We start from the raw sequence: 24,764 nt of genomic DNA, 5'->3' as shown, positions 1-24,764 counted from the left end.
GTGCCGACCGGGGCGGACCACGCCGGACAGCCCGCGTCGCGCGCCGGCCGTTGGTGGCGCCCGGTCGTCCTGGCCTCCGTCGCCGCGTGCGCCGCCTGCGGGCTCATCTACGAACTCGCCCTCCTCACGCTCGCGACCACGGTCCAGGGCGGCGGGATCGTCGCCACGAGTCTCGTGGTGGCCGGGTACGTCGCGGCCCTCGGCCTCGGCGCGTTGCTGGCCAAGCCGTTCGTCGAGCGCGCGGCGTCGAGCTTCATCGCCGTCGAGGCCACGCTCGGACTCGTCGGCGGGGTGTCGGCGACAGCCCTCTACGTGACCTTCACGACCCTCGGGTCGGACGCGGCGTCGTTGTTCACGCTCGTGGTGGCCACGGCCGCGATCGGCATGCTGGTGGGCGCGGAGGTCCCGCTGCTCATGTCGTTGCTGCAGACCGGCCGGCGGACCGGGTCGGCCGAGGCCGGACGGGTGCTGGCCGATCTCAACGCCGCCGACTACCTGGGGGCGCTCGTCGGCGGGCTGCTGTGGCCGTTCCTGCTCCTGCCGTCGTTCGGGATGCAGCAGGCCGCCGCCATCACGGGACTGGTCAACGTCGCCGCGGCGACCGTGTTGCTCGTACTCGCGCTGCGCGGTCTGCTGTCCCGGACCCAGGCCGTCGTCGCGGGCCTGTCACTCGCCGTGGTCGCGGCCCTGCTGGGGACCCTGCTCGTCGCTCTCGACGGCGTCACCGAATGGTCGCGGGCCAAGCTCTACCCGGACCCGGTGCTCTCCCACACCCAGTCCGCCTACCAGGAGATCGTCGTCACGCGGGCGCGGTACAACGGCCGCACCGACCGACGGCTCTACCTCGACGGCACCCTCCAGTACTCGAGTCTCGACGAGTACCGGTACACCGAGGCGCTGGTCCAGCCCGCCATGGCCAACCGGCCCGGCGAGGTGCTGGTGCTCGGGGGCGGCGACGGACTGGCGGCCAGAGACCTCCTGGCCGTGCCCGGGGTCCGGCGCGTGGTCCAGGTGGAACTCGACCCGGCCGTCCTCGAGATCGCCCGCACCGAACTGCTCCCGGACAACAGGGGCTCCCTCGACGACCCGCGGGTGGAGGTCGTGGTGGACGACGCCTTCGCGTGGCTGCGCCGGGGCGGCGACGGCGCGGTGCCACCGGGAGGATTCGGGGCGGTGCTCGTGGATCTGCCCGACCCGCGCAACGCCGCGCTGACCCGCCTGTACTCCGAGGAGTTCTACGGCCTCGTGCGCGGGGTGACCGGTGAGGACGGTCTGATGGTCGTCCAGTCGGGCAGCCCGTACTCCACGCCGAGGCAGTTCTGGCGCACGGTGGCGACGGTGGACTCGGCCGGGTGGGGGACGACCCCGTATCACGTCCACGTCCCGACGTTCGGGGACTGGGGCTTCGTCCTGGCGTCGGCCGACGGTGACGCCCCGGATCTCCGACTACGCCCCGACGTCGGCGGTCTGAGGTTCCTCGACCCCGGAACCCTCGAGGCCGCCGGCCGTTTCGGGCGCGACGTGGCGCCGATGCGGCTCGAGCCCTCCACACTCGACCGGCCGCGGATCCTCGACGACGCCCGACGGGGCTATGAACGGTGACCGACGCGGCGCCGACACGCGGCCCGCGGGGGAACACGGGACACGGCCCGACCGTTGTACCCCGATGAAGGCGGGCCGACAGAGTGGACACGGGCGAGGAGGGGCACATGGCGGATGAGCGCGGGCCACGGACCGCACGGGACCGGATCGTGTCCGATGTCGACCTCATGTGCCGGGGCGAGGGCCGACCACCGGTCGCCGAGCTGTCCGACCGGTCGGCGCTGCTCGTCGCCTGCGGCCTCGTCGAACCGCGGATCTGCGATGTGGTGCTGGCCCGGCTCCACCGCAACCTCCCGTTCCCCACGGTCGGTGGTTTCCACCAGGTGCGCATCATCGAGGAGCAACGGCACGATCTGAGGAGGACGATCGACAGCCCCGCGCCGTCGATGCTGCGGATGGCCCTCCGCACCCGCCTGGCCGACCTCGACCGCAGATACCTGGTGATGCGCACGGGCTTCACCCGGGGGACCGGGGTGTGGGCGTTCCGGGTCAAGGACATCCGCGCCGACCGCCGCCGCGGCGTGCATCTGGACACCGATGACCGCGGGCGGCTCTTCGACGCGCTGGCCTCGACGCCGACCATGGCGCCGGTGCCCCTGGTGCCCCGAACGCTCGGCGAACTGGGCACGGTCGCCGCGGCCTACGGCCAGCGCGAGATGGGCCGGGTGGTGCTGCCGCAGCGCGTGCAGAACGCGGTCGCGTCGCTACCGTCGCTGCCACGGATCCGCGCGGACCGTCGCCGGATCCCGGAGATGTACACCGCGATGTTGATGGAGGTGGGCGGGCTCTACGACCGGCTACAACGGGCGTACGGCCGGGGCGGACGCGCGGTGGAGGAGATCCGCCTGCAGTTCGACGCCGAGACCGAGGTCGTGGGACTCGCGGGTGATCTGTGCCGACTGCGCGAGGCCTCCGCCTCGGCGGGTGTGCCTGCGGCTCGCGACGGCTTCACCACGCTGACCGGACTCGGCGCCTCCATCGACGGAGTGTGGGCCGAGGTGGTCGATCGCGCGGTCGCGTTCCGTGAGCTCGTCGAGTCGGTGGAGACCCGCGCCGAGACCGCGGTGGCCGAGGCGGAGAGGCTCGCCGGAATCGCCCGCGACAACGGCGTCCGGCCCCCGACCGCAGCCCACCGCCCGACGCCCGCCGACCTCGCGGCCGAGCACCTCGCGGCGCGCGCGGGGGACCGGATGCTCTCGACCGAGGCCATGCGCCGACTACGGGGGCAGATCGACCCCGATCGCTGATGCGGCGACCGGCGGGCCGCGGCCCCGACGGTGCCGGGCCCTGCGTACGGTGGGGGCAACTGTTCGTGACCGGGAAGGACTCCACGCGTGGGACTGGCCAACCGCTTCTGGAAGCTGATGGGCTCCACCCAGGGACGCGACACGTCGCGCGCCCAGAGCGCGGTCGAGGCCTCGCACGGGTTCGACGACTGGGCGGCGGGACTGGACGACGGCGAGTTCGCGGACGCCGCCCACGGCCTGCGCCTCTTCGGTGACGCGCCGGAGGATCTCGCGCGGTTCCTCGCCCTGGCGAGGGAGGCGGCCGGCCGGGCCGTCGGCCTACGCCCGTTCGACGTACAGCTCCAGGGCGCCCTCCGGATGTTCGCCGGCGACGTCGTGGAGATGGCCACGGGCGAGGGCAAGACGCTGTCCGGCGCCGTGGCGGCGGCCGGGTACGCACTGCAGGGACACACCGTCCACGTCATCTCGGTCAACGACTACCTCGCGGCCCGCGACGCCCGGTGGATGGGACCGATGCTCGAGCTGCTGGGCCTGTCGGTCGGCCACGTCACGGAGTCGTCGACGCGTGACGAGCGCCGCGCGGCCTACGCCTGCGACATCACCTACGGTTCGGTGTCCGAGATCGGGTTCGACGTCCTGCGCGAGCAACTCGTGACCGATCCCGCCGACCTCATCTCGCCGACCACCGACGTCGCCCTCGTGGACGAGGCGGACTCCGTCCTGGTCGACGAGGCGTTGGTTCCCCTGGTGCTCGCGGGATCCACGTCCGGTGAGGCGCCGACGGGGGAGGTCCTGGCGGCGGTGCGGAAGCTACGACCCGGCCGCCACTACGAGACGGATTCAGAGCGTCGCAACATCTTCCTCACCGACGACGGGGCGGAGGCCATCGAGACCGAACTCGGGATCGGGGACCTCTACGACGCCGACCACGTCGGCACGACCCTGGTCCAGGTCAACGTCGCCCTGCACGCGTGCTTCCTGTTGCGCAGGGACGTCGACTACATCGTCCGCGAGGGCCGGGTCCAGCTCGTCAACGCCTCCCGTGGACGCGTGGCCGAACTCCAGCGATGGCCGGACGGGCTCCAGGCCGCGGTGGAGGCCAAGGAGGGCGTCGCGGTCTCCGAGGCGGGACAGATCCTCGACAGCCTCACGGTCCAGGCGTTCATCGGCCGATATGACAAGGTGTGCGGCATGACCGGCACCGCGCTGGCCGCAGGTGCGCAGCTGCGCGAGTTCTACTCCCTCGGGGTGTCCCAGATCGAGCCGAACACGCCCAACATCCGTGTCGACGAAGCCGACCGCACCTACATCGACAACGACAGCAAGAACCGCGCGCTGGTCGAGCACATCGCCGCCGTCCACGCCACCGGGCAGCCGGTGCTGGTCGGCACCCACGACGTGGCCGAGTCCGAGGCGTTGGCAGCCCGGCTCGCGGAAAAGGGCGTCCGGTGCTCGGTTCTCAACGCCAAGAACGACGAGGAGGAGGCGTCCATCATCGCGGAGGCCGGCGACGTCGGAAACGTCACCGTCTCCACGCAGATGGCCGGCCGCGGGACGGACATCCGGCTCGGCGGATCCGACGAGGCCCGGCGCGACGAGGTCGTCGCGCTCGGCGGACTCCACGTCGTGGGCACGGGCCGGCACCGCACCGAGCGGCTGGACAACCAACTGCGGGGCCGGGCCGGGCGTCAGGGCGATCCGGGCAGTTCGGTCTTCTTCGCGGCGATGGACGATCCGGTGGTGACGTCGGCGCTCGAGCCGGAGAAGATCCCCTCCGCCCACGACAGGATCACCGGGCTGCTCAAGGGCAATCGGGGGCGGGACGCCGTCGACCACGCGCAGCGGGTCACCGAGGGGCAGATGCTGGAGATCCACGCCAACACCTGGCGATACAGTCGGCTCCTCGCCGAGCAGCGCGAGATCCTCGCCGAGCGCAGGAGCGCTCTGCTCCGCACGGAGAAGGCGTTCGAGGAGCTCACCGCGCATGATCCCGAGCGGAGTGCGCGGCTGGTGGAGGCACACGGACGCGACGCGGTGGTCCGGGGGTGCCGCGAGATCATGCTGTGGCACCTCGACCGTGGCTGGGCTCGTCACCTGGAGACGATGAACGACGTCCGCGAGTCGATCCACCTCCGCGCCCTCGGCCGGGAGAACCCCCTCGACGAATTCCACCGCATCGCGATCGACCACTTCCGCGATCTCGCGGCAGACGCGGTCCGCGAGTCGGAGGCCACGTTCGCGGAGATCGAGTTCACTGCCGACGGAGTCGATCTGGAGGCCAATTCCATGGCGCGCCCCACGTCGACCTGGACGTACATGGTGCACGACAACCCGATGGCTGCCGGCGGTAGCGTCTTCTCCGGGATGATGTCGACGTTCCGATGAGTGCGGCACGCGAGGGAGGGCGCGAGACCGACCTGAGGGAGTGGCGAACCGGCGAGGCTCGGGTTCTGGGCGCCCGCATCCCGCCACCGCGGGGCGGGCATCTGTCCGCGGCGGTCCCGCCCGGCCTGGGGCCCGAGAGCCCATCGCGCGACCCGCGGGTCAGCGACCGCTTCTGGACCCTGCCCAACGCGATCTCGCTGGGTCGGATCGCCCTCATCCCCGTGCTGATCGTCAGCATCCTCGTGTGGGACGACGCGATGCTGGCGCTATGGCTCCTCGGCGTCCTGGTCGTCTCGGACTGGCTGGACGGCAAGATCGCGCGACTGTGGAACATGCGCTCGACGTGGGGGGAGCGGCTCGACCCCATCGCCGACCGGATCCTCGTGGCGGCGGTTCCGGTGACGTTCGCGCTGGCGGGTTTCATCCCCGCGTGGATCGTCGTCGTGCTCGTCGCCCGAGACCTGCTGCTGGTGACCACCCTGCCCGTCTACCGACGGCGCGGCCTCGACCCGGAGGTCACGTACCTCGGCAAGGCGGCGACGTTCGCGCTGTTCTGGTCGTTCCCCTTGCTGCTGGCCGGTTACGCGGACGCGCCCGGCGGCGAGGGGTTCCAGATCATCGGCGAGGCATGCCTCTACTGGGGTGTCGGTCTGTACGTCTGGAGCGGTGGCATCTACCTGTGGCAGGCACTGAACATCGTCCGCGCGGTTCCCCTCCGCCGGGCTCGATCGGCTGCTGTGGGCGGGCGCGACGGTGTGTAATGTCGCCAGATGGAATTCGTAGTGAGCCACTCGAGAAGGGCGCGTCAGTGAGCGATCAGAACATCCCCGACCAGCTCCGGTACACCGATGAGCACGAGTGGGTGGAACGGGTGTCGGACACGCGGGTGCGTATCGGCATCACCGAGTACGCGCAGTCGAAGCTCGGCGACATCGTGTTCGTCCAGCTGCCCGACGTCGGGGGCGAGACGGAGTCGGGTGAGCCGTTCGGCGAGGTCGAGTCACCCAAGAGCGTCTCCGACCTGTACGCGCCGCTCAGCGGCAAGGTCGTCGAGGTGAACACCGCGCTCGAGACGTCCCCCGAGCTGGTCAACTCCGACCCGTACGGGGAGGGATGGATCGTCGTTCTCGAGATCGCCGATATCGAGGACCTTGAGGCCCAGCTCGAGCAGACGCTGGACTCCGACGGGTACGCGAAGATCACGGAGAGCTGAGCGGATCGCCGACGCCCCCGGACCCCGCGGGCGACGACTCCGACATAGAATCAACTGCACCGTACGGTGAGCCCGCTGACGGGCTCGGACGAGGAGAGACCAACGTGACCGAGAACAAGAACATGCCCGAGGCGACCGCCGAGACCACCTCCGTGTTCCGTGCCGAACTCCTCAATGAGTCCGATCAGCAGTCGGCGCAGTCCGATTCCGCGGTGACGGGTGTCGAGGGTCTCCCCGAGGGGCAGGCCCTGCTCGTCGTCAAGCGCGGACCCAACGCGGGTTCGCGGTTCCTTCTCGACCAGAGCACCACCTCCGCCGGTCGTCATCCAGACAGCGACATCTTCCTCGATGACGTGACCGTGAGCCGTCGGCATGCGGAGTTCCGCAGTGAGGGCGAGACCTTCACCGTCGTCGACGTGGGCTCGCTCAACGGCACCTATGTCAACCGTGAGCCCGTCGACTCCGCGTCGCTGTCCAATGGTGACGAGGTCCAGATCGGCAAGTTCCGCCTGGTGTTCCTGACGGGTACGCCCGGGCAGTGACAGCCGCCGGACAGGGCGCCCCGAAAGAGGAGGAGTTCCTCTCCATCGGAGGCGTCATCGCACTTCTGAGTCCGGAGTTCCCGGACCTCACGGTGTCGAAGGTCCGGTTCCTCGAGAACGAGGGGCTGGTCACCCCTGAGCGCACGGCGAGCGGTTACCGGCGCTTCAGCGTCGAGGACCGGGAGCGCCTGCGGTACGTCCTGACCGCCCAGCGCGACAGGTACCTGCCGTTGAAGGTGATCCGCCAGGAGCTCGACGCCCTCGACGCGGCGATCGCCGACGGGTCGACCACGGCGCTCCGGCCGCGGCCCGGCGCAGACGGCGTGCCCGGGTCGACGCCGGACGATTTCCGCAGCGACACCGTCAAGCGTCTCACCCGGGAGAACGTCATCGAACAGTCCGGCGTCGACGCCGGGCTCGTGGACGCTCTCGTCGACGCCGGCCTGATCGCCGCGGGGCCCGGTGGGTTCTATGATCCCGAGGCGGTCCTCATCGCTCGCACCGCGCACGATCTCGCCACCCACGGGGTGGACGTACGCCACCTGCGGAGCCTCAGGACCGCGGCCGATCGTCAGACCGGGCTGATCACCCAGATCGCCGGCCCGGTAGCCCGCCAGGGGGACGCGGACGCCCGGGACCGGGCCGCCGAGCTGGCGCGGGAGATCGCCGCACTGTCGGTGTCGTTGCACTCGACCCTGGTGACCGTGGCCGTGAGGCACGCACTGGAGCCCTGAGGGCCCCGCGTCCGCTCGCGCCGAACCGGATCAGGGCTACGCTGGTGACGTGGGAGAGGCGGAGAACATGGGGAAGAACATGCGAGAGGTCGACGTCGTCGGTATCCGTTTCGAGGAGCCGGAGTACGCGCCCGTACTGATCCTGCACGAGAAGGACGGTGGGCGGTACGTGCCGATCTGGATCGGCGCGTCCGAGGCCGCGGCGATCAGTCTCCAGCAGCAGGGGGTCCAGCCGAGCAGGCCGTTGACCCACGACCTGCTGGCCACACTTCTCGAGACGTTCTCCCACCCTCTGGAGAAGGTCGAGATCATCGGGGTGTCGGAGGGGACGTTCTTCGCGGAACTCGTGTTCGCGAACACCCGTGTGTCGGCGCGCCCGTCCGACGCGGTCGCGGTCGCGCTCCGCACGGCCTCGCCCGTCCTGGTCAGTCCCGAGGTGCTCGACGAGGTCGGCATCTCGCTCGTCGAGCAGGGCGAGGAAGAGGTCGAGGCCTTCCGTGAGTTCCTGGACCAGGTGAGCCCGGACGACTTCCTCGGAGGCGGCGGGCCGGCCGAGAATCCCGGCGGATCCACCTCCTGAGCAGCGGATTCGGCGATCCCTCCAGTCACTGCTGCACCAACTCGCAGGTGACGGATGAGCCTCAAGTTCAACTTGAGGTTGAGGTTTACCGCGTGTCCTATTGATAGTGGACCGCGGCGGGCATAGCGTTGCCCCCAGTGAACTACACCGATGGTGTTCACGCGTCCAGGATCCGGGTCTCGTCCCGGTACCGTGCCGCCCCGAACGAGGCGGCACCCGCAGCTTGAGGGAGCAATCGTGGCCGACCACACCCGGGTCTCGGAGCCGTCCGACGCCGTACCGAACACGCCGAGCCTCTTCGGTGACGCCGTCGAGGGGACGCAGGCGTCCTTCGACGAGGTGCAGCCCGGACTGTTCCCCGACGACGGGATCCCGGACGGCACCAGCGGGTACCGGGTGCCCATCGCGTGCCAGATCGCCGGTATCACCTACCGTCAGCTCGACTACTGGGCACGCACCGACCTCGTCGTGCCGTCGATCCGGAACGCCGCCGGATCGGGCAGCCAGCGCCTCTACTCGTTCAAGGACATCCTGGTCCTCAAGATCGTCAAGCAGCTGCTGGACACCGGGATCTCCCTGCAGAACATCCGCAAGGCCGTCGATCAGATCAGGTCGCGGGGTGTGGAGGACCTGGCCACCATCACCCTGTTCTCCGACGGCCGGACCGTATTCGAGTGCACGTCCAAGGAGGAGGTCTTCGACCTGCTCCAGGGCGGCCAGGGGGTGTTCGGCATCGGGATCGGCGGCGCGATGCGTGAGCTCGCCGGCTCGATCTCCGAGTTCCCCGCGGAGACGGTGACCGAGGACGACATCGTCGCGCCCGTGGAGGACGAGCTCGCCGCTCGCCGCCGGGCCCGCGCCTCACGCCGTACCGGCTAGTCGGCCGTCGTCGTCTAGACTCGGCGGTGCGTTCACGCGTCCCACGGGAGAGCTCCGCGGCCATGGCCGCGGGCGCCGAAGGAGCAACTCCTCTCCGAGAATCTCTCAGGCACCCGGACCGTGCGGTCGTCGAACGCCTCTGGAGAGCGGTGGAACAGACCACCCGCCCACGGGGAAAGCGGGGGTCCGTCGTGAGGGTCCCGCGAATCTCTCAGGCGCCGGCACCCGTCCGGCAGGGGACAGAGCGGAGAGGGAGCACCGGCCCGCAGGCCGCCTGTCCGGGCGGCCCCGCCACCTGAGGAGCACCTGTGACGACGACCCCCCACACTGCCCGGACCGGAGGCGAGTTCGTCGCCCGCCATCTGGGCCCCGATGCCGACGGACTCGCGCGGATCCTGGACACCATCGGCGTCGGCTCCCTGGACGAGCTCGCCGAGCGCGCCGTCCCCTCGGTCATCCTCGACGAGGTCGGCTCGGACGGACGGGCGGCAGGCATCAACGCGCTCCCGGAGCCGCTGTCGGAAGCCGACACCCTCGCGGCGCTGCGGGCGCTGGCCGACCGCAACACCGTCGCGGTGTCCATGATCGGGCAGGGCTACTACGACACCCTCACGCCGCCGGTGCTGATTCGCAACATCATCGAGAGCCCGGCCTGGTACACCGGCTACACCCCGTACCAGCCGGAGATCAGCCAGGGCCGTCTCGAGGCGCTGCTGAACTTCCAGACGATGGTCTCGGACCTGACGGGCATGGACATGGCCAACGCCTCCATGCTCGACGAGGGGACCGCCGCGGCCGAGGCCATGACGATGCTGCGACGGGCCAACCGCTCGTCCAAGAGCCCCCGCTTCGCCGTCGACGCCGACATCTTCCCCCAGACCGCGGCGATCCTCGCCACCCGGGCCGAGCCCCTCGGCATCGAACTGGTCACGGCGAACCTCGTCGACGACGGGCTCCCGGACGGTGAGTTCTTCGGTGCCCTGGTCCAGACCCCCGGCGCCTCCGGCCGCGTCGCCGATGTGGCGCCCCTCATCGAGCAGTGCCACGAGCGCGGCGTCATGGTCGCCGCGGGCGTCGACCTGCTGGCCGCGACGGTCCACACGCCGGCGGGGGAGAAGGGCGCGGACGCGTGCTTCGGCACCACGCAGCGGTTCGGCGTCCCCATGGGCTTCGGCGGACCCCACGCCGGGTTCCTGGCGTGTCGCTCCGCGCACGCACGGAACCTCCCCGGCCGGCTGGTCGGTGTCTCGACGGACGAGGACGGGCGCGTCGCCTACCGACTGGCCCTGCAGACGCGGGAGCAGCACATCCGTCGCGAGAAGGCCACGTCCAACATCTGCACCGCGCAGGTCCTGCTGGCCGTCCTCGCCGCGATGTACGCCTCCTACCACGGCGCGGAGGGCCTCACGGCCATCGCCCGGCGCGTCCACGCCCATGCCGCCGCGCTTGCCGACGGTCTCCGCGCAGCCGGGGCGGAGGTGCTGCACGACGCGTTCTTCGACACCGTCGGCGCCCGCGTGCCGGGCCGCGCCGACGAGGTGCTCGGCGCTGCCGCCGCGCGCGGCGTGAACCTGTGGAAGATCGACGACGACACGGTGTCCGTCTCGTGTGACGAGGCCACCACCGCCGAGCACGTGGGGATCGTCCTCGACGCGTTCGGTGCCGACGCCGCCCGCACCGAGATCACGGTCGACCCGACCCACGGTGACCGCACGAGCGAGTTCCTGCAGCACGAGGCGTTCGTCCGCTACCGCACCGAGACGGCCATGCTGCGGTACCTCAGGGCGCTGTCCGACAAGGACATGGCGCTGGACCGGACCATGATCCCGCTCGGTTCGTGCACCATGAAGCTCAACGCCACCACCGAGATGGAACCGATCACGTGGCCGGAGTTCAACCGGCTCCACCCCTTCGCCCCGGCCGAGCAGACCGCCGGGATCCGCGAGCTGATCGGAGACGTCGAGCAGTGGCTGGTCGACATCACCGGTTACGCCGCCGTCAGCCTCCAGCCCAACGCCGGCAGCCAGGGCGAGTACGCGGGCCTGCTGGCCATCCGCGAGTACCACCGCTCCCGCGGCGACGACGACCGGACGGTCTGCCTCATCCCGTCCTCGGCGCACGGGACGAACGCCGCGTCGGCCGTGATGGCCGGCATGAAGGTGGTCGTGGTGGCCTGCCGCGAGAACGGCGACGTGGACGTCGACGACCTGCGGGCGAAGGTCGACAAGCACGGTTCCGAGCTGGCGGCGATCATGATCACCTACCCGTCGACCCACGGCGTGTACGAGCACGACATCGAGGACATCTGCGCGATCGTCCACGACGCGGGCGGCCAGGTCTACATCGACGGCGCGAACCTCAACGCGCTCGTGGGCGTCGCGCGCCCGGGCCGGTTCGGCGGCGACGTGAGCCACCTGAACCTGCACAAGACCTTTTGCATCCCGCACGGTGGCGGCGGACCGGGCGTCGGTCCGGTGGCTGTGGCCGAGCACCTGCGCGAGTTCCTCCCCGGCCATCCGCACGAGTCCGGGCTGGGCTCGGGCGGCGCGGTCTCGGCGGCGGCGTTCGGCTCCGCCTCGATCCTGCCCATCACCTGGGCGTACATCCGGATGATGGGCGCCGACGGCCTGCGTAAGGCCACGCTGACCGCGATCGCGAGCGCCAACTACCTGGCCCGACGCATCGGCGAGCACTTCCCGGTGCTGTACTCCGGCGAGGGTGGCTGGGTCGCGCACGAGTGCATCCTCGACCTGCGTCCGCTCATCGACTCGGTCGGCATCTCGATCGACGACGTGGCCAAGAGGCTGGCCGACTACGGGTTCCACGCGCCCACCATGAGCTTCCCGGTGCCCAACACCCTGATGGTGGAGCCGACGGAGAGCGAGGACCTGGCCGAGCTGGACGCGTTCTGCGAGGCGATGGCGGCGATCCGCGCGGAGATCGACCGCGTCGCCGCCGGCGAGTGGACCGTGGAGGACAACCCGCTGCGCGGAGCGCCCCACACGGCCGAGAGCGTCTCCGCCGACGAGTGGGACCACGCGTACCCGCGCAGTGTCGCCGGTTACCCCCTCGGGTCGGCCTGGCGGCCGAAGGTCTGGCCCGCCGTCCGCCGGATCGACGGCGCGTACGGAGACCGGAACCTCGTCTGCTCGTGCCCGCCCCTCGAGGCGTTCGCGCAGGACTGAGCAGCATCCGGGGCGGGGTCGGGCTCGGGGTCCGGGGAGTGTCGTACCCGTATGACACCGTGCAGGCATGACCACCACCGGACCCCGCCTCGCGCCCGAACTACCCGCGGACTGTCTCGACTGGTGCCGCGCCCAGCCGCCCGCCCTGCTCGTGGCGGACGAGTACGTGGAGATCGACCTCGACCGCTGGAATCTCCGGCTCGCGGAGAGGGGGATCGACCTCCGCCTCGTCGCGGGAGGGCCCGACGGCGGGATCGTGGAGTCCGGGTCCGGGTACCTGCGCAGGAGTGATCTGTGGGCGGCGGGCCGCCGCGCCCGCGGCAGCCTGGAGGAATCCGTGGTGGCGCTCTACATGTGCGCGGCATGGCTGTCCGCTCACCCGCTCCGGTCCGGGGTGAAGCGGGGACTGCCCGACTTCCGCGTCCCCGCCCGCGACCGCGCCGGATGGCGCTCGGTGTCACCCCACGGTTATCCCCTGGTGCTGCACGAGGTCGTGGACTGGCTCGACGCGCCGGTGGAGGCCATGAACCTGCTGCGTCACGGCGCGCCCGCGGGCGCCGGCCGCGGCGTCCCGGACCTGGGGTACCCGCTCGCCTCGCTCTACCTGTCCTCGTTGGGCATGGCGTGGTCGGCACAGAGCATCGTGCCGGTCGACCCCGCCGGGATCGGGACCCTCGTGCACGCCGGGTGGACCGAGATCGAGTCCTCCGCCCGGCTGACGCCCCGGCGCTACCAGCGCTACCTCGACGTGGTCGGCACGTGGGCCCGCGAGGCCGCGGTCGATCCGCTGGTGGTGGAGATGTGGCTGGTCCACGACTGGAACGAACGGCGCGCCCGGGTGTCCTCCCGCGGATCGTCCACCCACACGCCCCCGGGAAGTCGCCCGCGGTGAGTCCCGGACCGGTTAGGGTCCGCGCATGGAACCACGCACGGTCACAGTGGAGATCCCGGTCGGCGCGCTCGACGTGCTCGTCTGGGAGGGGGACGGCGGGACACCGGCAGTGGAGCCGGCGCGCACGGTGCTGGCACTGCACGGTTTCCCCGAATCGGCGTGGGAGTGGGCGGGCGTCGCGGAGGGGCTCGCCGGCCAGGGCGTCCGGGTGCTCGCTCCGATGCAACGGGGCTACTCACCCGGTGCCCGGCCGGACGGCGTCGAGGCGTACGCCATCGAGCACCTGGCCGCCGACGCGCTCGCGGTGATGGACCGCTTCGGCCTGGAGCGCGCACACGTGCTCGGGCACGACTGGGGCGCATGCGTCGCGTGGTGGCTCGCCGCCCACCACCCGAGCCGGGTCGCGAGCCTCACCGCCATCTCCGTCCCGCATCTCGGGGCGTTCGGCGACGCGATCGCGTCCGATCCCGACCAGCAGGCGCGGTCGGCCTACTTCGGGCTGTTCCGGCAGGAGGGTAAGGCCGAGGACGTGCTGCTCGAGGACGGGGCCCGCCGCCTGCGCGTCATGTTCGGCGGGCAGGTCCCGGACGATCTCGTGGGCCGACATCTCGAGGTGCTCGGGGACCGGTCCGCGCTGACGGGCGCGCTCAACTGGTACCGCGCGATGAGACGGTACGAGCTGCCCGGCGTCTCCGTCCCCACCACCTATCTGTGGGGCGGTCAGGATCCGGCGATCGCGCGGAGCGGGGCCGAGGCGACGGCGGCCAGGATGACGGGGGAGTACCGGTTCGTCCCGCTCACCGACCGAGGCCACTGGCTGCCCGAGGAGGACCCCGCGCTGGTTGCGCGCGAGGTCCTGGAACGGCTCGGCTGACCGCCGCCCGCCCGGCTCACCCCTGCCGGAGTTCGCGCTTGAGCAACTTGCCGGACTGGTTGCGGGGCAGCTCGTCGACGAACACGACGCGCTTGGGCACCTTGAACGGTGCCAGGTACTCTCGCGTGCCCGCGATGATCTCGTCCTCAGTGGCCTCCGCGCCGTCCTTGAGGACCACGACGGCGGTCACCGCTTCGATCCACTTCGGGTCGGGCGTACCGATGACCGCCACCTCCGCGACCCGCTCGTCCTGGTACACGGCGTCCTCGACCTCGCGGGAGGCCACCAGGACACCGCCGGTGTTGATGACGTCCTTGATGCGGTCGACGACCTCGATGTACCCCCCGGCGTCCCGCACGACGAGGTCCCCGGAATGGAACCACCCGTCACGGAACGCCTCGCGGGTGGCGTCGGGCTTGTTCCAGTAGCCCCTGCACAGCTGCGGGGAGCGGTAGACCACCTCGCCCCGCTCGCCGTCGGCGACCTCGAGTCCCGACTCGTCGACCACCCGGGCCTCGACGAAGAAGACCGGTCGACCCGCGCTGGCCGGCCTGTCGTCGTGCTCCTCGGGGCGCAGGACGCAGGCGAGCGGGCCGATCTCGGACTGGCCGAAACAGTTGTAGAACCCCAGTTCCGGGTACCTGGCCCGCAGGCGCTGCAGAACGGTCACGGGCATGATCGAGGCGCCGTACTGGGCCTTGCGGAGGCTCGACAGGTCGCGACGCTCGAGGTCCGGGTGGGACGCGAGGGGGACCCAGACGGTGGGTGCGAGGAACAGGGAGCCGATCCCGTCCTCTTCGATGCGGCGCAGGATCTCGGGGACGTCAGGGGCGGCCATCAGGTGCACGGTCGCGCCCAGTGACAGATACGGCATCGCGAACACGTGCATCGCCGCGGAGTGGTAGAGCGGCATGGTCACGAGCGGCTCGTCATCGGCGGTCAGATCAAGGGACAGGATGCAGCTGAGGTATTCGTGGACCAGCGCGGAGTGGGTCATCATCGCGCCCTTGGGCCGCGAGGTGGTACCCGAGGTGTACAGCAGCTGGGCGAGGTCGTCGCCGGAGGCGGGCGAGTCGACGGGCGTGACGTCGCCGGTCTCGAGTGCGGTACCCAACACGGTGCCGTCAGGTGCCTCGCCGGCGGCGGGCTGCAGCGCGAGGGGTGTCAGGGCGGGCAGGCTGTCGAGGACCGCATCGAGAGTGGGCGCCTGGGCGGGGTCGACCAGGACGAGCGAGGCCCCCGAGTCGGTGAGCTGGTACTCGAGCTCACCCCCCGTGAGGGCGTAGTTCACGGGTACGTGGATGTAACCCGCCCGCGAGGTCGCGAGGAAGGCGATGAGGTAGGCGTCCGAGTTGACGCCGTATGCCGCGATGCGGGCGCCGTCCTCGAGACCGTGCCCGGCGAGCAGGGTGGCGACGCGGTCGACGGCGGCGTCGAGGGCGGCGTAGGTCCAGCGACGGTCCGCGAAGGTCAGGGCGAGGCGGTCGGGGAACCGGGACGCCGATCGGCGCAGGGTGGCGTCAATGGTGTTGGAGGCGGCGGTGGAGGGGGCGAGTGAGGGGGTGTCGGTCATGGTCTGACCTTATAGCGGCGTGCGGCGGTCGGGTCGTGAAGTCAGTCGTCCGAGCGGAGCAGCTCGAGGACGGCCGGTGGGATGGCGCCGTCGGCCTCGCGCGGCGTCCACTGCTCGCTGGGGACCCACTGGGAGCCGCAGCCCCGGCACGCGAACAGGGGCTCGCCGCGGCGCTCGACGGGCGTGCGGTTCCAGTTGCACAGGTCGCGGCAGGACCGTACCCGCAGGGCGGCGAGGTCGGGGTCGGCGCGGCGCCGCGCGAGGGAACGGAGGGAGGCTAGTCCAGACATGTCACCGTTCACGATAGTCCGGCGGGGGCAGCGGGGTCCGCGTCGCGGGGGTCGGCAGGGGTGGCCTCGGGGGTCGGTAGCCTGGGCGGATCATCGGGGAACGGAGCGGACGGATGAGTGCGTGCCCGTGTGGCAGTGGGGTCGATCTCGGGGCGTGTTGTGGCCCGCTCGTGGAGGACGGGGTGCCCGCGCGGACGGCGGAGGAGCTGATGCGCTCGCGCTATACGGCGTTCGCGCTGGGGCGGACGGACCACCTCTGGCGTACGTGGCATCCGCGGACGCGTCCGCCGGTCGTGGAGGCGTCGGGTGTGGAGTGGACCGGGCTCACCGTCCTGGAGGTGGTCGCCGGGGGCGAGGGTGACGACGGCGGGGTGGTCGAGTTCGAGGCGAGGTACGTCGAGCTCGGCGACCGGGGTCTGGTGCGTGAGCGTTCCCTGTTCGAGCGCAGGGGAGGGCGGTGGACGTACGTCGCGGCGGATCCGGCGGGAGCGGTCCCGGCGGGTGACTAGGACGGCGTCGGGTCGACGGGCTGGCGCGTCACCGTGATCGATCCGATCGTGGACGGGCTCGTCAGGTCGATGCGGCCGACCCTGGCTCCACGGGGCACGGTCCACGCCACCATGCCGTTGATCTCCTGCCCGGGGGTCGTCATCACCGACGGGACGAGCGGGTCGGGCACTGTCCCGGAGGGGTCGGTGATCCGCTCGAACGGCCTGCCCGACGGGTCATAGGCGGTGAGGTCCTCGGGGCCGATCTCCGGTTGGCCGGCGGACTGGACCGCGCGCACGTCCACCACGAGGACGGGGTCCGGGTACGAGTAGGACTGCACGAACCGCAGGTTCGACACCGTGACGGTGGCGTCCCAGTTCTCGGCGGACACCGGGAACGGCCGGTCGAACTGCTGGGAGGTGGGCAGCGGCCCGCTCGGTGCGGCGGCTGGGGCGGGTACTCCGCGACGTTCGTCGTCTCCGACGAGCGAACAGGAACTGGTGAGCATGGTCGCTGCGGTGACCACGGCGACGAGGGCGGCGCGACGCATGGGCACTCCTGTGGCGGGATCGGGCGCCGGGCCCTTCCCGGCGGTGCCGATCCTACGTCTCACCGGTGCCGGGATCGTCGGAGGCGCGCAGGTCGCGGGAGTTCCCGCCGGCGACTCGTCGCGCGAGATCGGGGTAGACGTCGTCGAGTTCGGCGGTGATCTCGGCGAGGTGGATCTTGAAGTTGACGGGGACGAACACCCTGTCGACGAACTCCGACTCGGCCGTGATGGTCGAGCCGTCGAACACGTACCGGCACCACAGTGAGTCGCGGTTGAGGATCGCGACCTCGGTCTCGGCCGCCGCCGTGTCCTGCACCCCGGTCACCAGCGGGCTGCGGAACACGATGAGGGGGAGGGAGCGGTGTGCGCGCACGAAGAGCAGGACACAGCCCGCGGGAACGGTGAACACGTCGTGCTCGTCGGGGTGCATGCGTCTGCGGTAGACCTCGGCGAGCGCCGCGCCCACCGCCCTGGTCGCCTGGTCGGGGTCGGTGATGGGTTGCGGGCGGAAGTCGTCCTCGTCGCCGCTCCGGTGTGGTTCCGTGGGGCCGCCGGGGCGTGCCGCGCTCGCGTCCGCGGGATCCGGGCCGGACGCCGCAGCCCGGGCGTCCGGGTCGTCGACGTCGGCCACGTCGTGGAGGAAGACCGGATGTCGGATTCCGAAGACCTGCTCGAGCGTGCCGGCGACGAGGTGGGCGAGTTCGGTGGCCCGGTCCGTGGGCAGGGCGACCTGGGGCCCGGGTGTCGGCATCGCCGTCGCCTCGGCGTCCGCGGCCCGCCAGCCGAGCGCGGCCAGTTGCGCGAGTTGCGCGGGTCGCAGCGGGGCGGGGGCGTCGTCCGATCCACCCCCGGAGACCTCGGCTTCGAGTCGCCGCTGTCCCACCGCGGTGAAGCGGATGAACGGCGTGAGGGGCGACGGCGCGCCGAGGACGGGCACCGCCAGGTCGAAGGTGGCACCGGGGATCAGGTCACGCAGGAGATCCGCCAGGCGGGAGGCGAACCGGTCCCACCCGGCGGCGATCGACGCGTCCACGTCGAACTCGAATGCCGGCATGCTTGGCAGTCAACCATCGAGTCACCGCGCCCGTCAGCGGTTCGGGCGGTGTCCGACCCGCAGGGGCCAGGGATCGTCGGCGCCTGGTCAGGCGTTCTCGCGCGCGTGCCCTGCCTGGTGGTCCGCCCAGTACTCGTCGGAACCGTCGAAGCCCACCCGGATGCCGCCGCGGTGCTCGATGATCTCCGGCTCGATCGGTGAGATCGTGCGTTCCGCCGCCAGGGCGGCGGCGACGTCCGGGAACTCAGACAGGTGACGGAGCTGGGTCCAGGTGGGAGGGAGGAGCATGGAGTGACCCGCGCGGAAGTCGGCGAGCAGGTCGACCGGGCGCGCCCACATGGTGAGGTCGACCTCGGTGGTCTGGTCGTCGGGCTCCTGACCCACGGGTAGCGCGGCGAGGAAGAACCGGGTGTCGTACCGGCGGGGCTCGACCGACGGGGTGATCCAGTGGTCGAACGGGCGCAGGCGATCCGCGGCGAGGGACAGCTCCTCGCGGGCCAGAAAGGCACTGAACGACAGCTCGTGGGCCTCGAGCTCGGTGCGCGCCGCGTGGTACCGCCCCGCGTCGGAGACGGGCGCGCCGTCCCGGTGGTCGGCGAGGAGGACGCCGCACTCCTCGAAGGTCTCGCGGGCGGCGGCGCAGACCAGCCGCCGTGCGCGCGGTTCGTCACAGCCGAGGCGCTCGGCCCACCACGCGGGGGCGGGGCCGGTCCAGGCGAGGTCGGGGTCGTCGTCGGCGGCGTCGACGCCACCCCCGGGGAACACGGTCATCCCGCCGGCGAAGGCCATGCCCTTCACGCGGCGCGCGACGAACACCTCCGGGCCGGCATCGGAGTCGCGGATCACCATCACGGTGGAGGCGTCCTTGACGGGGCGGGCGGTGGTCTGGTCAACCTCGGTCATGAGGTCAGTCTCGCCCGCCGCATAGTGACACGCGCCACCGGGGTCCGCTCACGGCCCCGTCAGACCGTCGAGTCGACGCCGTCGCCGGGGTCCGACGTGGGGCCGCCCTCGGGGCGGTCGGTCAGTACGCCGTAGAGGACCCGCCGGACGTGCACCTCGAGTTCCCTTCGTCCCTCGCTGGCGGAGGAGCGCTCGACGCCGCACCGCACGATGGTCATGTAGAGGACGTCGAACACGGTCTGGGCGGCGCCGGCCATGTCCGCGGGTGTCACCGCGCCGCCCGCGTACCCCGCGAGTACGGCGGCGATGAGCTCCCGCAGCTCGCCGAGGATGCGTTGCGCTTCGGCCCGGTGGGGGCCGGCCTCCCCGAACAACGTCTCGCGGTGATAGGCGGCGATGTTCTCGGGCTGCCTGTCGAGCGCCACCAGCAGGGGCTCGCACAGGACGACCAGGTCCTCGACCGGGTCCCCGGTCTCGGGAACGGACTCGACCATCGCGCGGAACTCCTCGTTGGCGACCATGCACAGGAGTTCGCCCTTGGACTGGGCGTAGCGGAAGAGCGTCCCCGTCCCGACCTCGGCGCGGTCGGCCACCTGCTGGGTCGTGACGGTCGAGTAGCCGTGCCGGGAGAACAGTTCGAGGGCGGCGGCGTGGATGCGCCGCTGCTTGTCGGCCTTGTTGAGCTCGCGGCGGCCGGGCTCGCGGGTCTGGCTCACGAGAACCACTCGGTGGGCGGGCCGGCGGTGACCAGCAGCGAGAACACGATCGCCACCACGATCAGGGTGACCAGCAGCGCCACGACGGGCGAGCGTAGCGCGAAGGCGAGTACCCGGTCCGCCGGGCCGTCGGGCCGGTCGCCGCCCGGGCCGAGCCGCCACGGGCCCTCGAGCAGGCCACGGCGCTCGACGGACCGCTCGAACGGGACCGTGGCGTACGGGATCACCGCCGAGGCCAGACCGAGGATCCCGGTGCCGGCGGACCAGCGCTTGTCCGTCCACACCGCCAGGGTCGCCACGACGTAGCACAGGAACACGAATCCGTGGACGCCGCCGCCCACCGAGGTGGCCCAGTCCTGCCCGAAGCCGTATTTGCCGATCATCCCCAGTATCAGGAGAGTCCAGGTGACCACCTCCGCCAGAGCGAGTCGCTTGTAGAGAACGCGGGGGGTCACAGCAGGCCTCCAGTCATCGGGTGGGGGTTCGTCGGACATCGTACGGTCCCCGGCCCGGTGGGCGGCCCCCGGTCGGTGGCGACTCACCCGTGAAGTGCGAGTGAGGCGAAGCGGACCTCGCCGGCCTCGTCACTGGCGGCGAGATCCACCACACCCTCGATCGCCCAGCCGTGGTCGCCCTCGGGGTCGTCGAGCACCTGGCGGACCCGCCACGTCCCCGGCGCCACCGTGGGGCCCGACTCGCTCACGGTGAACAGCGCCGGGCCCCGCGCGGCGGGCCCGGTCCCGATCTCGTCGTACTCGTCCCAGTAGGCGTCGATCTCCGAGTCCCAGTCGGGGTGCTCGGGCACGTCGGTGTCCAGTTCGGCGAGTCGTTCGATGTCGTCGCGGGCGAGCAGCTCGACGCGGCGGAACATCGCGTTACGCACCATCACCCGGAACGCCCGCGAGTTCGCCGTCACCGGGCGGGTTGCGCCCGCGGTCTCGCCGAAGGCCAGCTCGGCGACCCGCTCGGAGGACACGTCGGGATCGGTGAGCAGCTCCCACTCGTCGAGCAGGCTGGAGTCGACCTGCCGGACCAGCTCGCCCAGCCACTCCACGAGGTCGTCGAACTCCTCGGACCGGCGGTCGGCGGGGACGGTCTGGCGCAGCGCGCGGTAGGCGTCGGTGAGGTAGCGCAGGACGGCGCCCTCGGACCGGCCGAGCCCGTACGCCGAGACCAGGTCCGAGAAGGTCATCCCGCGCTCGACCATCTCCCGGATGACCGACTTGGGGGACGGTTCGATCCCGGCCACCCACGGGTGCCCCGCCCGGTACGCGTCGTAGGCGTCGGCGAGGAGGTCGGCCAGAGGCTTGGGCCAGGAGATGTCCTCGACCAGTTCCATGCGCTCGGAGTACTCGACACCGTCGGCCTTGAGCGCGGCGATCGCCTCGCCGCGTGCCTCCCGCTGCTGGGCGTAGAGGATCGGGCGCGGGTCGTCGAGAACGGCCTCGATGACGGAGACCAGGTCCAGCTCGGGCGTCGGGGAGTCGGGGTCGAGGACCTCCATCGCCGCGATCGCGAACGGCGCCAGGGGTTGGTTGAGCGCGAAGTCCCGTTGGAGATCGACCGTCAGCCTCACGTGCCGCCCGTCGTCATCCGGTTCGGCCAGGCGCTCGACGATCCCGGCGGCCTCCAGCCCTCGGAACAGCTCGATGGCGCGCAGGACGTGGTGGCGCACCCGCGCGCGGGTCTCGTGGGAGGACAGCAACAGGTGCCGCATGTGGTCGTAGCAGCTGCCCGGCCGGGAGATGATGTTGAGCAGCATCGAGTTGCTCACCTCGAAGCGGCTGGTCAGCTGCTCGGGCCGGGCGCCGACGAGTTTGTCGAACGTGGACCGTGACCAGTTGACGAAGCCCTCCGGGGGCTTCTTCTTGGCGGCCTTGGCCTTCTTCTTGGGGTTCGCGGCGGCTTTCGCGGCAGCCTTGGCGTTCTCGATCTCGTGCTCGGGGGCGAGCACCACGACGAAACCCTCGGTGTCGAAGCCGGCGCGTCCAGCCCGCCCGGCGATCTGGTGGAACTCGCGCGCCTTGAGCACGCGCTGTCGGCGGCCGTCGAACTTGGTCAGGCCGGTGAACAGGACGGTGCGGATGGGGACGTTGATGCCCACGCCGAGGGTGTCGGTCCCGCAGATGACGGTGAGCAGGCCGTCCTGCGCCAGCCTCTCGACCAGCCGCCGGTACTTGGGGAGCATCCCGGCGTGGTGGACGCCGATGCCGTGGAGCAGCAGCTTGCGCAGGGTGCGGCCGAAGGCGGTGGTGAACCGGAAGCCGCCGATCTCGTCGGAGATGGCGGCCTTGCGCTCCTTGTCGGCCACCGCGAGCGAGGTCAGCGCCTGGGCCTGTTCGAGCGCGGCGGCCTGGGTGAAGTGGACGATGTAGACGGGGGCTTTGCCGTCGCGCAGCAGCAGCTCGACCGACTCGTGGACGCCGGACAGCGCGTACTCGAACGAGAGCGGCACCGGGCGCTCGGTGCCGCCGATGTAGACGCACTGCCGACCGGTCCGCCGGTGCAGGTCCTCCTGCAGCCAGTCCACGTCGCCGAGCGTGGCGGACATGAGCAGGAACTGGGTGTCGGGCAGTTCGATGAGCGGGACCTGCCACGCCCAGCCCCGGTCGGGCTCCGAGTAGTAGTGGAACTCGTCCATCACCACCTGCCCGATCTCGGCGCCCGCCCCTTCGCGCAGCGCGATGTTGGCGACGATCTCGGCCGTCGCGCAGACGATGGGGGCGTCGGCGTTGACGGCGGCGTCGCCGGTGAGCATGCCGACGTTCTCGGCCCCGAACACCTCGCACAGAGCGAAGAACTTCTCGCTCACGAGCGCCTTGATGGGCGCGGTGTAGTAACTGCGCTGACCGCGGGCCATCGCGGCGAAGTGGGCGCCGAGGGCGACCAGGGACTTGCCTGACCCGGTGGGGGTGGCGAGCACGACGTGGCTCCCGGCGGCCATCTCGAGTACGGCCTCCTCCTGGGCCGGGTACAGCGTCAGACCCCGGTCCGCGGCCCAGGCCACGAACGCGTCGAACACCGCCTCCTCGTGGAGGTCGGCGGGGACGTCGTCGAGATCGGTGAGGAGTTGGGGCAGCTGCACCCGGCCGAGCCTAGTCGCCGGCGGGCGTCACCCGTCGCGTTGCGGGTCGTCGCCCTGCCCGCCGTCGCCCGTCTGCTGGGCGAGGAACCGCTCGAACTCCGCTCCGATCTCGTCGCCCGACGGCAGTGGCTTGCCGCCCGGGTTGAGGGAGTCGGAACCGAGGCGCGTCTCCATGAACTCGTCGTACTGCTTCTCCATGAGCTCCACGGCGGTGAGGATCTCGGGGCTCTGCGCGATCTGCGCGTTGACCTGGGCGGTGAACTCCTCGGCGGCCTTCTCCAGCTCGGCGGTGGGCAGCTCGAGGTCGGCGATCTTGGCGATGCTGCCGACCAGGTGCAGCACGGCTGCCGGGTAGGCCGTCTGCGACAGGTACTGCGGCACGTGCACGGTGAAGCCCGCGGAGGGAATCCCGTGTTCGGCCATCCGCAGCTCGAGCAGGGAGGTCACGTTGCCGGGCACCGAGAACTCGCCGGGCCAGGCGGAGAACCCCTTGATGAGGTCCACATCGCTGGCGTGGGCGCTCGAGTTGGTGGGCCGGGTGTGGGGGACGCCGAGGGGCATCGCTCCCAGTCCGATCGACATCCGGACCCCGAAGGACCCGGCGAGGTCGATCACGGACTCGGTGAAGCCGTCCCACTTGAGATCCGGCTCGAGCCCGGACAGGAGCAGGAAGGACGTTCCGTCGGAGGCCTTGACCGCGTGCATCTGGATGGTCGGCTCGTTGTAGTCCGCGAAGCGGTCGAACGAGTACTTGAGATGCGGGCGGCGCGAGCGGTAGTCCACGAGCTCGTCGACGTCGAACTCGACGATGAGCTGGGAGTCCAGGCTCTCGCGGAGATGCTCGGACACGCCCTGGATCGCCAGTCCGGCATCGGAGAAGCCCTCCAGTCCGTGCACGAGGACCGGCCCGCGGCCGTCCTCGGAACGCAGGTCGGGAACGGGTTCGATCAGTCGGTACAGATCGCTGTGCCTGGCCATGTCGACTCCTCTCGTCACCACACCCCGTCCGTCGGTGGCGGGGTTCGCCCGGTCGTCCATCCGGGACGGGGGTTCACCACTGTCACAACGTCACCACCCGCGAGATGATTCCCGCGCGATCCCCACAGGCCCCGTCTCCCTCCACAGGCGGCCGTCGGTCCGGCGTCCCGGGGCGGGGAGCGGCCGCCGGGGTGGCCGATGGTGGGTCCGGTGCACGACACCCGCGGACCGCGCCACGACGGGGCGTGGACGCGCGAGACGAACGGGCGGCGAGCGATGACGACGGGCGAGTTGAAGGACGAGGGCGGCACGGACGGGCGGGCGACGGTGGTGATCACCTCGCCGGAGGAGCTGATCGCCTCGATACCGGCGATGCTCGGCTTCCCGCCGGGGCCGGGGTCGGTGGTGATCCTGTGCGGTCGCACCGCGGACGGTGGACAGGGGCCGGTGGTGCGGATGGACGTCGACGGGCTGCTGGACGACGGCCGTGGATTCCCCGGGGACGACGACCTCCTCGAGGACCCCGACGACCTCCACGACCCCGGCCCGGCGCGGGGACTCGCGCGGTTCTGCGCGCGGGAGGGCATCGACTCGGTGCACCTGGTGGTGGTCCACGAGAACTGTGCGGACGGGTATCTGGCGGGGCTGCGTGCGGAGGACGCCGCGTCGGCGTTCGAATACTGGCTGGGCGAGGCGGGCACCGGGGTGGAGGCGGCCTACGGAGTCGGTGAGTTCGCCGAGGGGGAGCCGTGGGTGGATCTGTTCGGGATGACCCGGGGTGTGCAGATCGACCCGGACACGACGCAGATCGCCGCGGTACACGCGTACGACGGCCGCGTCCGGGCCGGCTCGAGGGACGAGATCGACCGGCTGTACCTCGTCCGCGACCCCGACGCGTGCGACGAGGACCGCCCGGATGACGGCGTCGTGGGCGGTGCGGGAGAGGTGGATGCGGCCGTCCCGGCTGGCGGGTCCGCAGGGGGACGCGACCGG

General features: G+C 71.3%; 23 protein-coding genes and 1 riboswitch. Of the genes, 14 read left to right on the top strand and 9 right to left on the bottom strand.

Going from position 1 to position 24,764, the window contains the following annotated elements; genetic code table 11:
• The 12 genes from G6030_RS09055 to G6030_RS09000 all read left to right on the top strand — a co-directional run bounded on the left by G6030_RS09055 (position 1) and on the right by G6030_RS09000 (position 14,133).
• Entirely contained in the window at positions 1–1,602 is a 1,602-nt protein-coding gene (locus G6030_RS09055) for a polyamine aminopropyltransferase (protein WP_182642904.1), read from the top strand.
• Positions 1,603–1,709: 107 nt separating this feature from the next.
• Complete coding sequence (locus G6030_RS09050; RefSeq protein WP_182642903.1) at positions 1,710–2,849, top strand: hypothetical protein; 1,140 nt, start codon at positions 1,710–1,712, stop codon at positions 2,847–2,849.
• Positions 2,850–2,966: 117 nt separating this feature from the next.
• Positions 2,967–5,234: an accessory Sec system translocase SecA2 gene (gene secA2, locus G6030_RS09045; RefSeq protein ID WP_241724267.1), complete on the top strand. Its 2,268-nt coding sequence runs from the start codon at positions 2,967–2,969 to the stop codon at positions 5,232–5,234.
• A complete protein-coding gene (locus G6030_RS09040; RefSeq protein WP_007629038.1) occupies positions 5,231–5,995 on the top strand; it encodes a CDP-alcohol phosphatidyltransferase family protein in 765 nt (254 codons plus the stop codon). The genes secA2 and G6030_RS09040 overlap by 4 nt, the downstream gene beginning before the upstream one ends.
• Before the next feature lie 47 nt (positions 5,996–6,042).
• On the top strand, positions 6,043–6,447 hold the full coding sequence (gene gcvH, locus G6030_RS09035) for a glycine cleavage system protein GcvH (RefSeq protein WP_061228829.1): 405 nt from the start codon (positions 6,043–6,045) through the stop codon (positions 6,445–6,447).
• A 122-nt stretch (positions 6,448–6,569) separates the two neighbouring features.
• Positions 6,570–6,989: an FHA domain-containing protein gene (locus G6030_RS09030; protein WP_174521542.1), complete on the top strand. Its 420-nt coding sequence runs from the start codon at positions 6,570–6,572 to the stop codon at positions 6,987–6,989.
• A complete protein-coding gene (locus G6030_RS09025) occupies positions 6,986–7,723 on the top strand; it encodes a MerR family transcriptional regulator (RefSeq protein ID WP_182642901.1) in 738 nt (245 codons plus the stop codon). Before G6030_RS09030 ends, G6030_RS09025 begins: the two co-directional genes overlap by 4 nt.
• A 79-nt stretch (positions 7,724–7,802) precedes the next feature.
• On the top strand, positions 7,803–8,303 hold the full coding sequence (locus tag G6030_RS09020) for a bifunctional nuclease family protein (protein WP_061228849.1): 501 nt from the start codon (positions 7,803–7,805) through the stop codon (positions 8,301–8,303).
• 339 nt (positions 8,304–8,642) lie between these two features.
• Positions 8,643–9,182, top strand: coding sequence for a MerR family transcriptional regulator (locus G6030_RS09015; RefSeq protein WP_231888971.1), 540 nt, complete (start codon positions 8,643–8,645; stop codon positions 9,180–9,182).
• Positions 9,183–9,216: 34 nt separating this feature from the next.
• A riboswitch (glycine riboswitch) is annotated at positions 9,217–9,313 on the top strand.
• A 177-nt stretch (positions 9,314–9,490) separates the two neighbouring features.
• Positions 9,491–12,367 carry an aminomethyl-transferring glycine dehydrogenase gene (gene gcvP, locus G6030_RS09010; protein ID WP_182642900.1) on the top strand — a complete coding sequence of 959 codons (2,877 nt, stop codon included), beginning with the start codon at positions 9,491–9,493 and terminating at the stop codon, positions 12,365–12,367.
• A 67-nt stretch (positions 12,368–12,434) separates the two neighbouring features.
• On the top strand, positions 12,435–13,259 hold the full coding sequence (locus G6030_RS09005) for a hypothetical protein (RefSeq protein WP_131886343.1): 825 nt from the start codon (positions 12,435–12,437) through the stop codon (positions 13,257–13,259).
• 25 nt (positions 13,260–13,284) lie between these two features.
• Positions 13,285–14,133 (top strand): alpha/beta hydrolase, encoded by an 849-nt coding sequence (locus G6030_RS09000; RefSeq protein WP_187701662.1) that lies wholly within the window; start codon positions 13,285–13,287, stop codon positions 14,131–14,133.
• A 16-nt stretch (positions 14,134–14,149) separates the two neighbouring features.
• Here the strand turns inward: G6030_RS09000 and G6030_RS08995 are convergent, their stop codons facing one another.
• Both G6030_RS08995 and G6030_RS08990 read right to left on the bottom strand, forming a co-directional pair.
• Entirely contained in the window at positions 14,150–15,706 is a 1,557-nt protein-coding gene (locus tag G6030_RS08995; RefSeq protein WP_182642899.1) for a fatty acyl-CoA synthetase, read from the bottom strand.
• 41 nt (positions 15,707–15,747) lie between these two features.
• Positions 15,748–15,996 carry a hypothetical protein gene (locus tag G6030_RS08990; protein ID WP_197471380.1) on the bottom strand — a complete coding sequence of 83 codons (249 nt, stop codon included), beginning with the start codon at positions 15,994–15,996 and terminating at the stop codon, positions 15,748–15,750.
• Positions 15,997–16,109: 113 nt separating this feature from the next.
• Here G6030_RS08990 and G6030_RS08985 point away from each other — a divergent pair, with 113 nt between their 5' ends.
• On the top strand, positions 16,110–16,505 hold the full coding sequence (locus tag G6030_RS08985; protein ID WP_182642898.1) for a YchJ family metal-binding protein: 396 nt from the start codon (positions 16,110–16,112) through the stop codon (positions 16,503–16,505).
• Here the strand turns inward: G6030_RS08985 and G6030_RS08980 are convergent.
• The 7 genes from G6030_RS08980 to G6030_RS08950 all read right to left on the bottom strand — a co-directional run bounded on the left by G6030_RS08980 (position 16,502) and on the right by G6030_RS08950 (position 23,771).
• The gene (locus G6030_RS08980; protein ID WP_063973081.1) at positions 16,502–17,035 is read right to left on the bottom strand and encodes a hypothetical protein; all 534 of its coding nucleotides are present in this window, start codon (positions 17,033–17,035) and stop codon (positions 16,502–16,504) included. The genes G6030_RS08985 and G6030_RS08980 overlap by 4 nt on opposite strands.
• Before the next feature lie 52 nt (positions 17,036–17,087).
• Positions 17,088–18,089 (bottom strand): hypothetical protein, encoded by a 1,002-nt coding sequence (locus G6030_RS08975; protein ID WP_182642897.1) that lies wholly within the window; start codon positions 18,087–18,089, stop codon positions 17,088–17,090.
• 87 nt (positions 18,090–18,176) lie between these two features.
• Positions 18,177–18,992: a hypothetical protein gene (locus G6030_RS08970; RefSeq protein ID WP_007629024.1), complete on the bottom strand. Its 816-nt coding sequence runs from the start codon at positions 18,990–18,992 to the stop codon at positions 18,177–18,179.
• Positions 18,993–19,051: 59 nt separating this feature from the next.
• A complete protein-coding gene (locus tag G6030_RS08965; RefSeq protein ID WP_182642896.1) occupies positions 19,052–19,708 on the bottom strand; it encodes a TetR family transcriptional regulator in 657 nt (218 codons plus the stop codon).
• Positions 19,705–20,163, bottom strand: coding sequence for a DUF3817 domain-containing protein (locus G6030_RS08960; RefSeq protein WP_109148739.1), 459 nt, complete (start codon positions 20,161–20,163; stop codon positions 19,705–19,707). The genes G6030_RS08965 and G6030_RS08960 overlap by 4 nt, the downstream gene beginning before the upstream one ends.
• Before the next feature lie 83 nt (positions 20,164–20,246).
• Positions 20,247–22,793 carry a DUF3516 domain-containing protein gene (locus G6030_RS08955; RefSeq protein WP_182642895.1) on the bottom strand — a complete coding sequence of 849 codons (2,547 nt, stop codon included), beginning with the start codon at positions 22,791–22,793 and terminating at the stop codon, positions 20,247–20,249.
• 27 nt (positions 22,794–22,820) lie between these two features.
• Positions 22,821–23,771, bottom strand: coding sequence for a PAC2 family protein (locus G6030_RS08950; RefSeq protein WP_007629014.1), 951 nt, complete (start codon positions 23,769–23,771; stop codon positions 22,821–22,823).
• A gap of 210 nt (positions 23,772–23,981) precedes the next feature.
• On the opposite strand from G6030_RS08950, the gene G6030_RS08945 reads away from it, so the two are divergent.
• Positions 23,982–24,764, top strand: a 783-nt coding sequence (locus tag G6030_RS08945) for a DUF4192 family protein (protein ID WP_347238618.1), incomplete at its 3' end; no start/stop codon positions are given.

This window comes from Dietzia sp. E1, from assembly GCF_014145015.1.
GTDB lineage: Bacteria > Actinomycetota > Actinomycetes > Mycobacteriales > Mycobacteriaceae > Dietzia > Dietzia cinnamea_A.
This window is presented reverse-complemented; position numbering and strand designations above follow the sequence as displayed.

Bases quoted from the DNA above. Each gene is read 5' to 3' on its own strand.
- G6030_RS08990 (WP_197471380.1), bottom strand. From the start codon at position 15,996: ATGTCTGGACTAGCCTCCCTCCGTTCCCTCGCGCGGCGCCGCGCCGAC.
- G6030_RS09005 (WP_131886343.1), top strand. From the start codon at position 12,435: ATGACCACCACCGGACCCCGCCTCGCGCCCGAACTACCCGCGGACTGT.
- G6030_RS09020 (WP_061228849.1), top strand. From the start codon at position 7,803: ATGCGAGAGGTCGACGTCGTCGGTATCCGTTTCGAGGAGCCGGAGTAC.
- G6030_RS09040 (WP_007629038.1), top strand. From the start codon at position 5,231: ATGAGTGCGGCACGCGAGGGAGGGCGCGAGACCGACCTGAGGGAGTGG.
- G6030_RS08950 (WP_007629014.1), bottom strand. From the start codon at position 23,771: ATGGCCAGGCACAGCGATCTGTACCGACTGATCGAACCCGTTCCCGAC.
- G6030_RS08970 (WP_007629024.1), bottom strand. From the start codon at position 18,992: ATGACCGAGGTTGACCAGACCACCGCCCGCCCCGTCAAGGACGCCTCC.
- secA2 (WP_241724267.1), top strand. From the start codon at position 2,967: ATGGGCTCCACCCAGGGACGCGACACGTCGCGCGCCCAGAGCGCGGTC.
- G6030_RS08995 (WP_182642899.1), bottom strand. From the start codon at position 15,706: ATGACCGACACCCCCTCACTCGCCCCCTCCACCGCCGCCTCCAACACC.
- G6030_RS09050 (WP_182642903.1), top strand. From the start codon at position 1,710: ATGGCGGATGAGCGCGGGCCACGGACCGCACGGGACCGGATCGTGTCC.
- G6030_RS09030 (WP_174521542.1), top strand. From the start codon at position 6,570: ATGCCCGAGGCGACCGCCGAGACCACCTCCGTGTTCCGTGCCGAACTC.
- G6030_RS08975 (WP_182642897.1), bottom strand. From the start codon at position 18,089: ATGCCGGCATTCGAGTTCGACGTGGACGCGTCGATCGCCGCCGGGTGG.
- G6030_RS08985 (WP_182642898.1), top strand. From the start codon at position 16,110: ATGAGTGCGTGCCCGTGTGGCAGTGGGGTCGATCTCGGGGCGTGTTGT.
- G6030_RS08980 (WP_063973081.1), bottom strand. From the start codon at position 17,035: ATGCGTCGCGCCGCCCTCGTCGCCGTGGTCACCGCAGCGACCATGCTC.
- G6030_RS09000 (WP_187701662.1), top strand. From the start codon at position 13,285: ATGGAACCACGCACGGTCACAGTGGAGATCCCGGTCGGCGCGCTCGAC.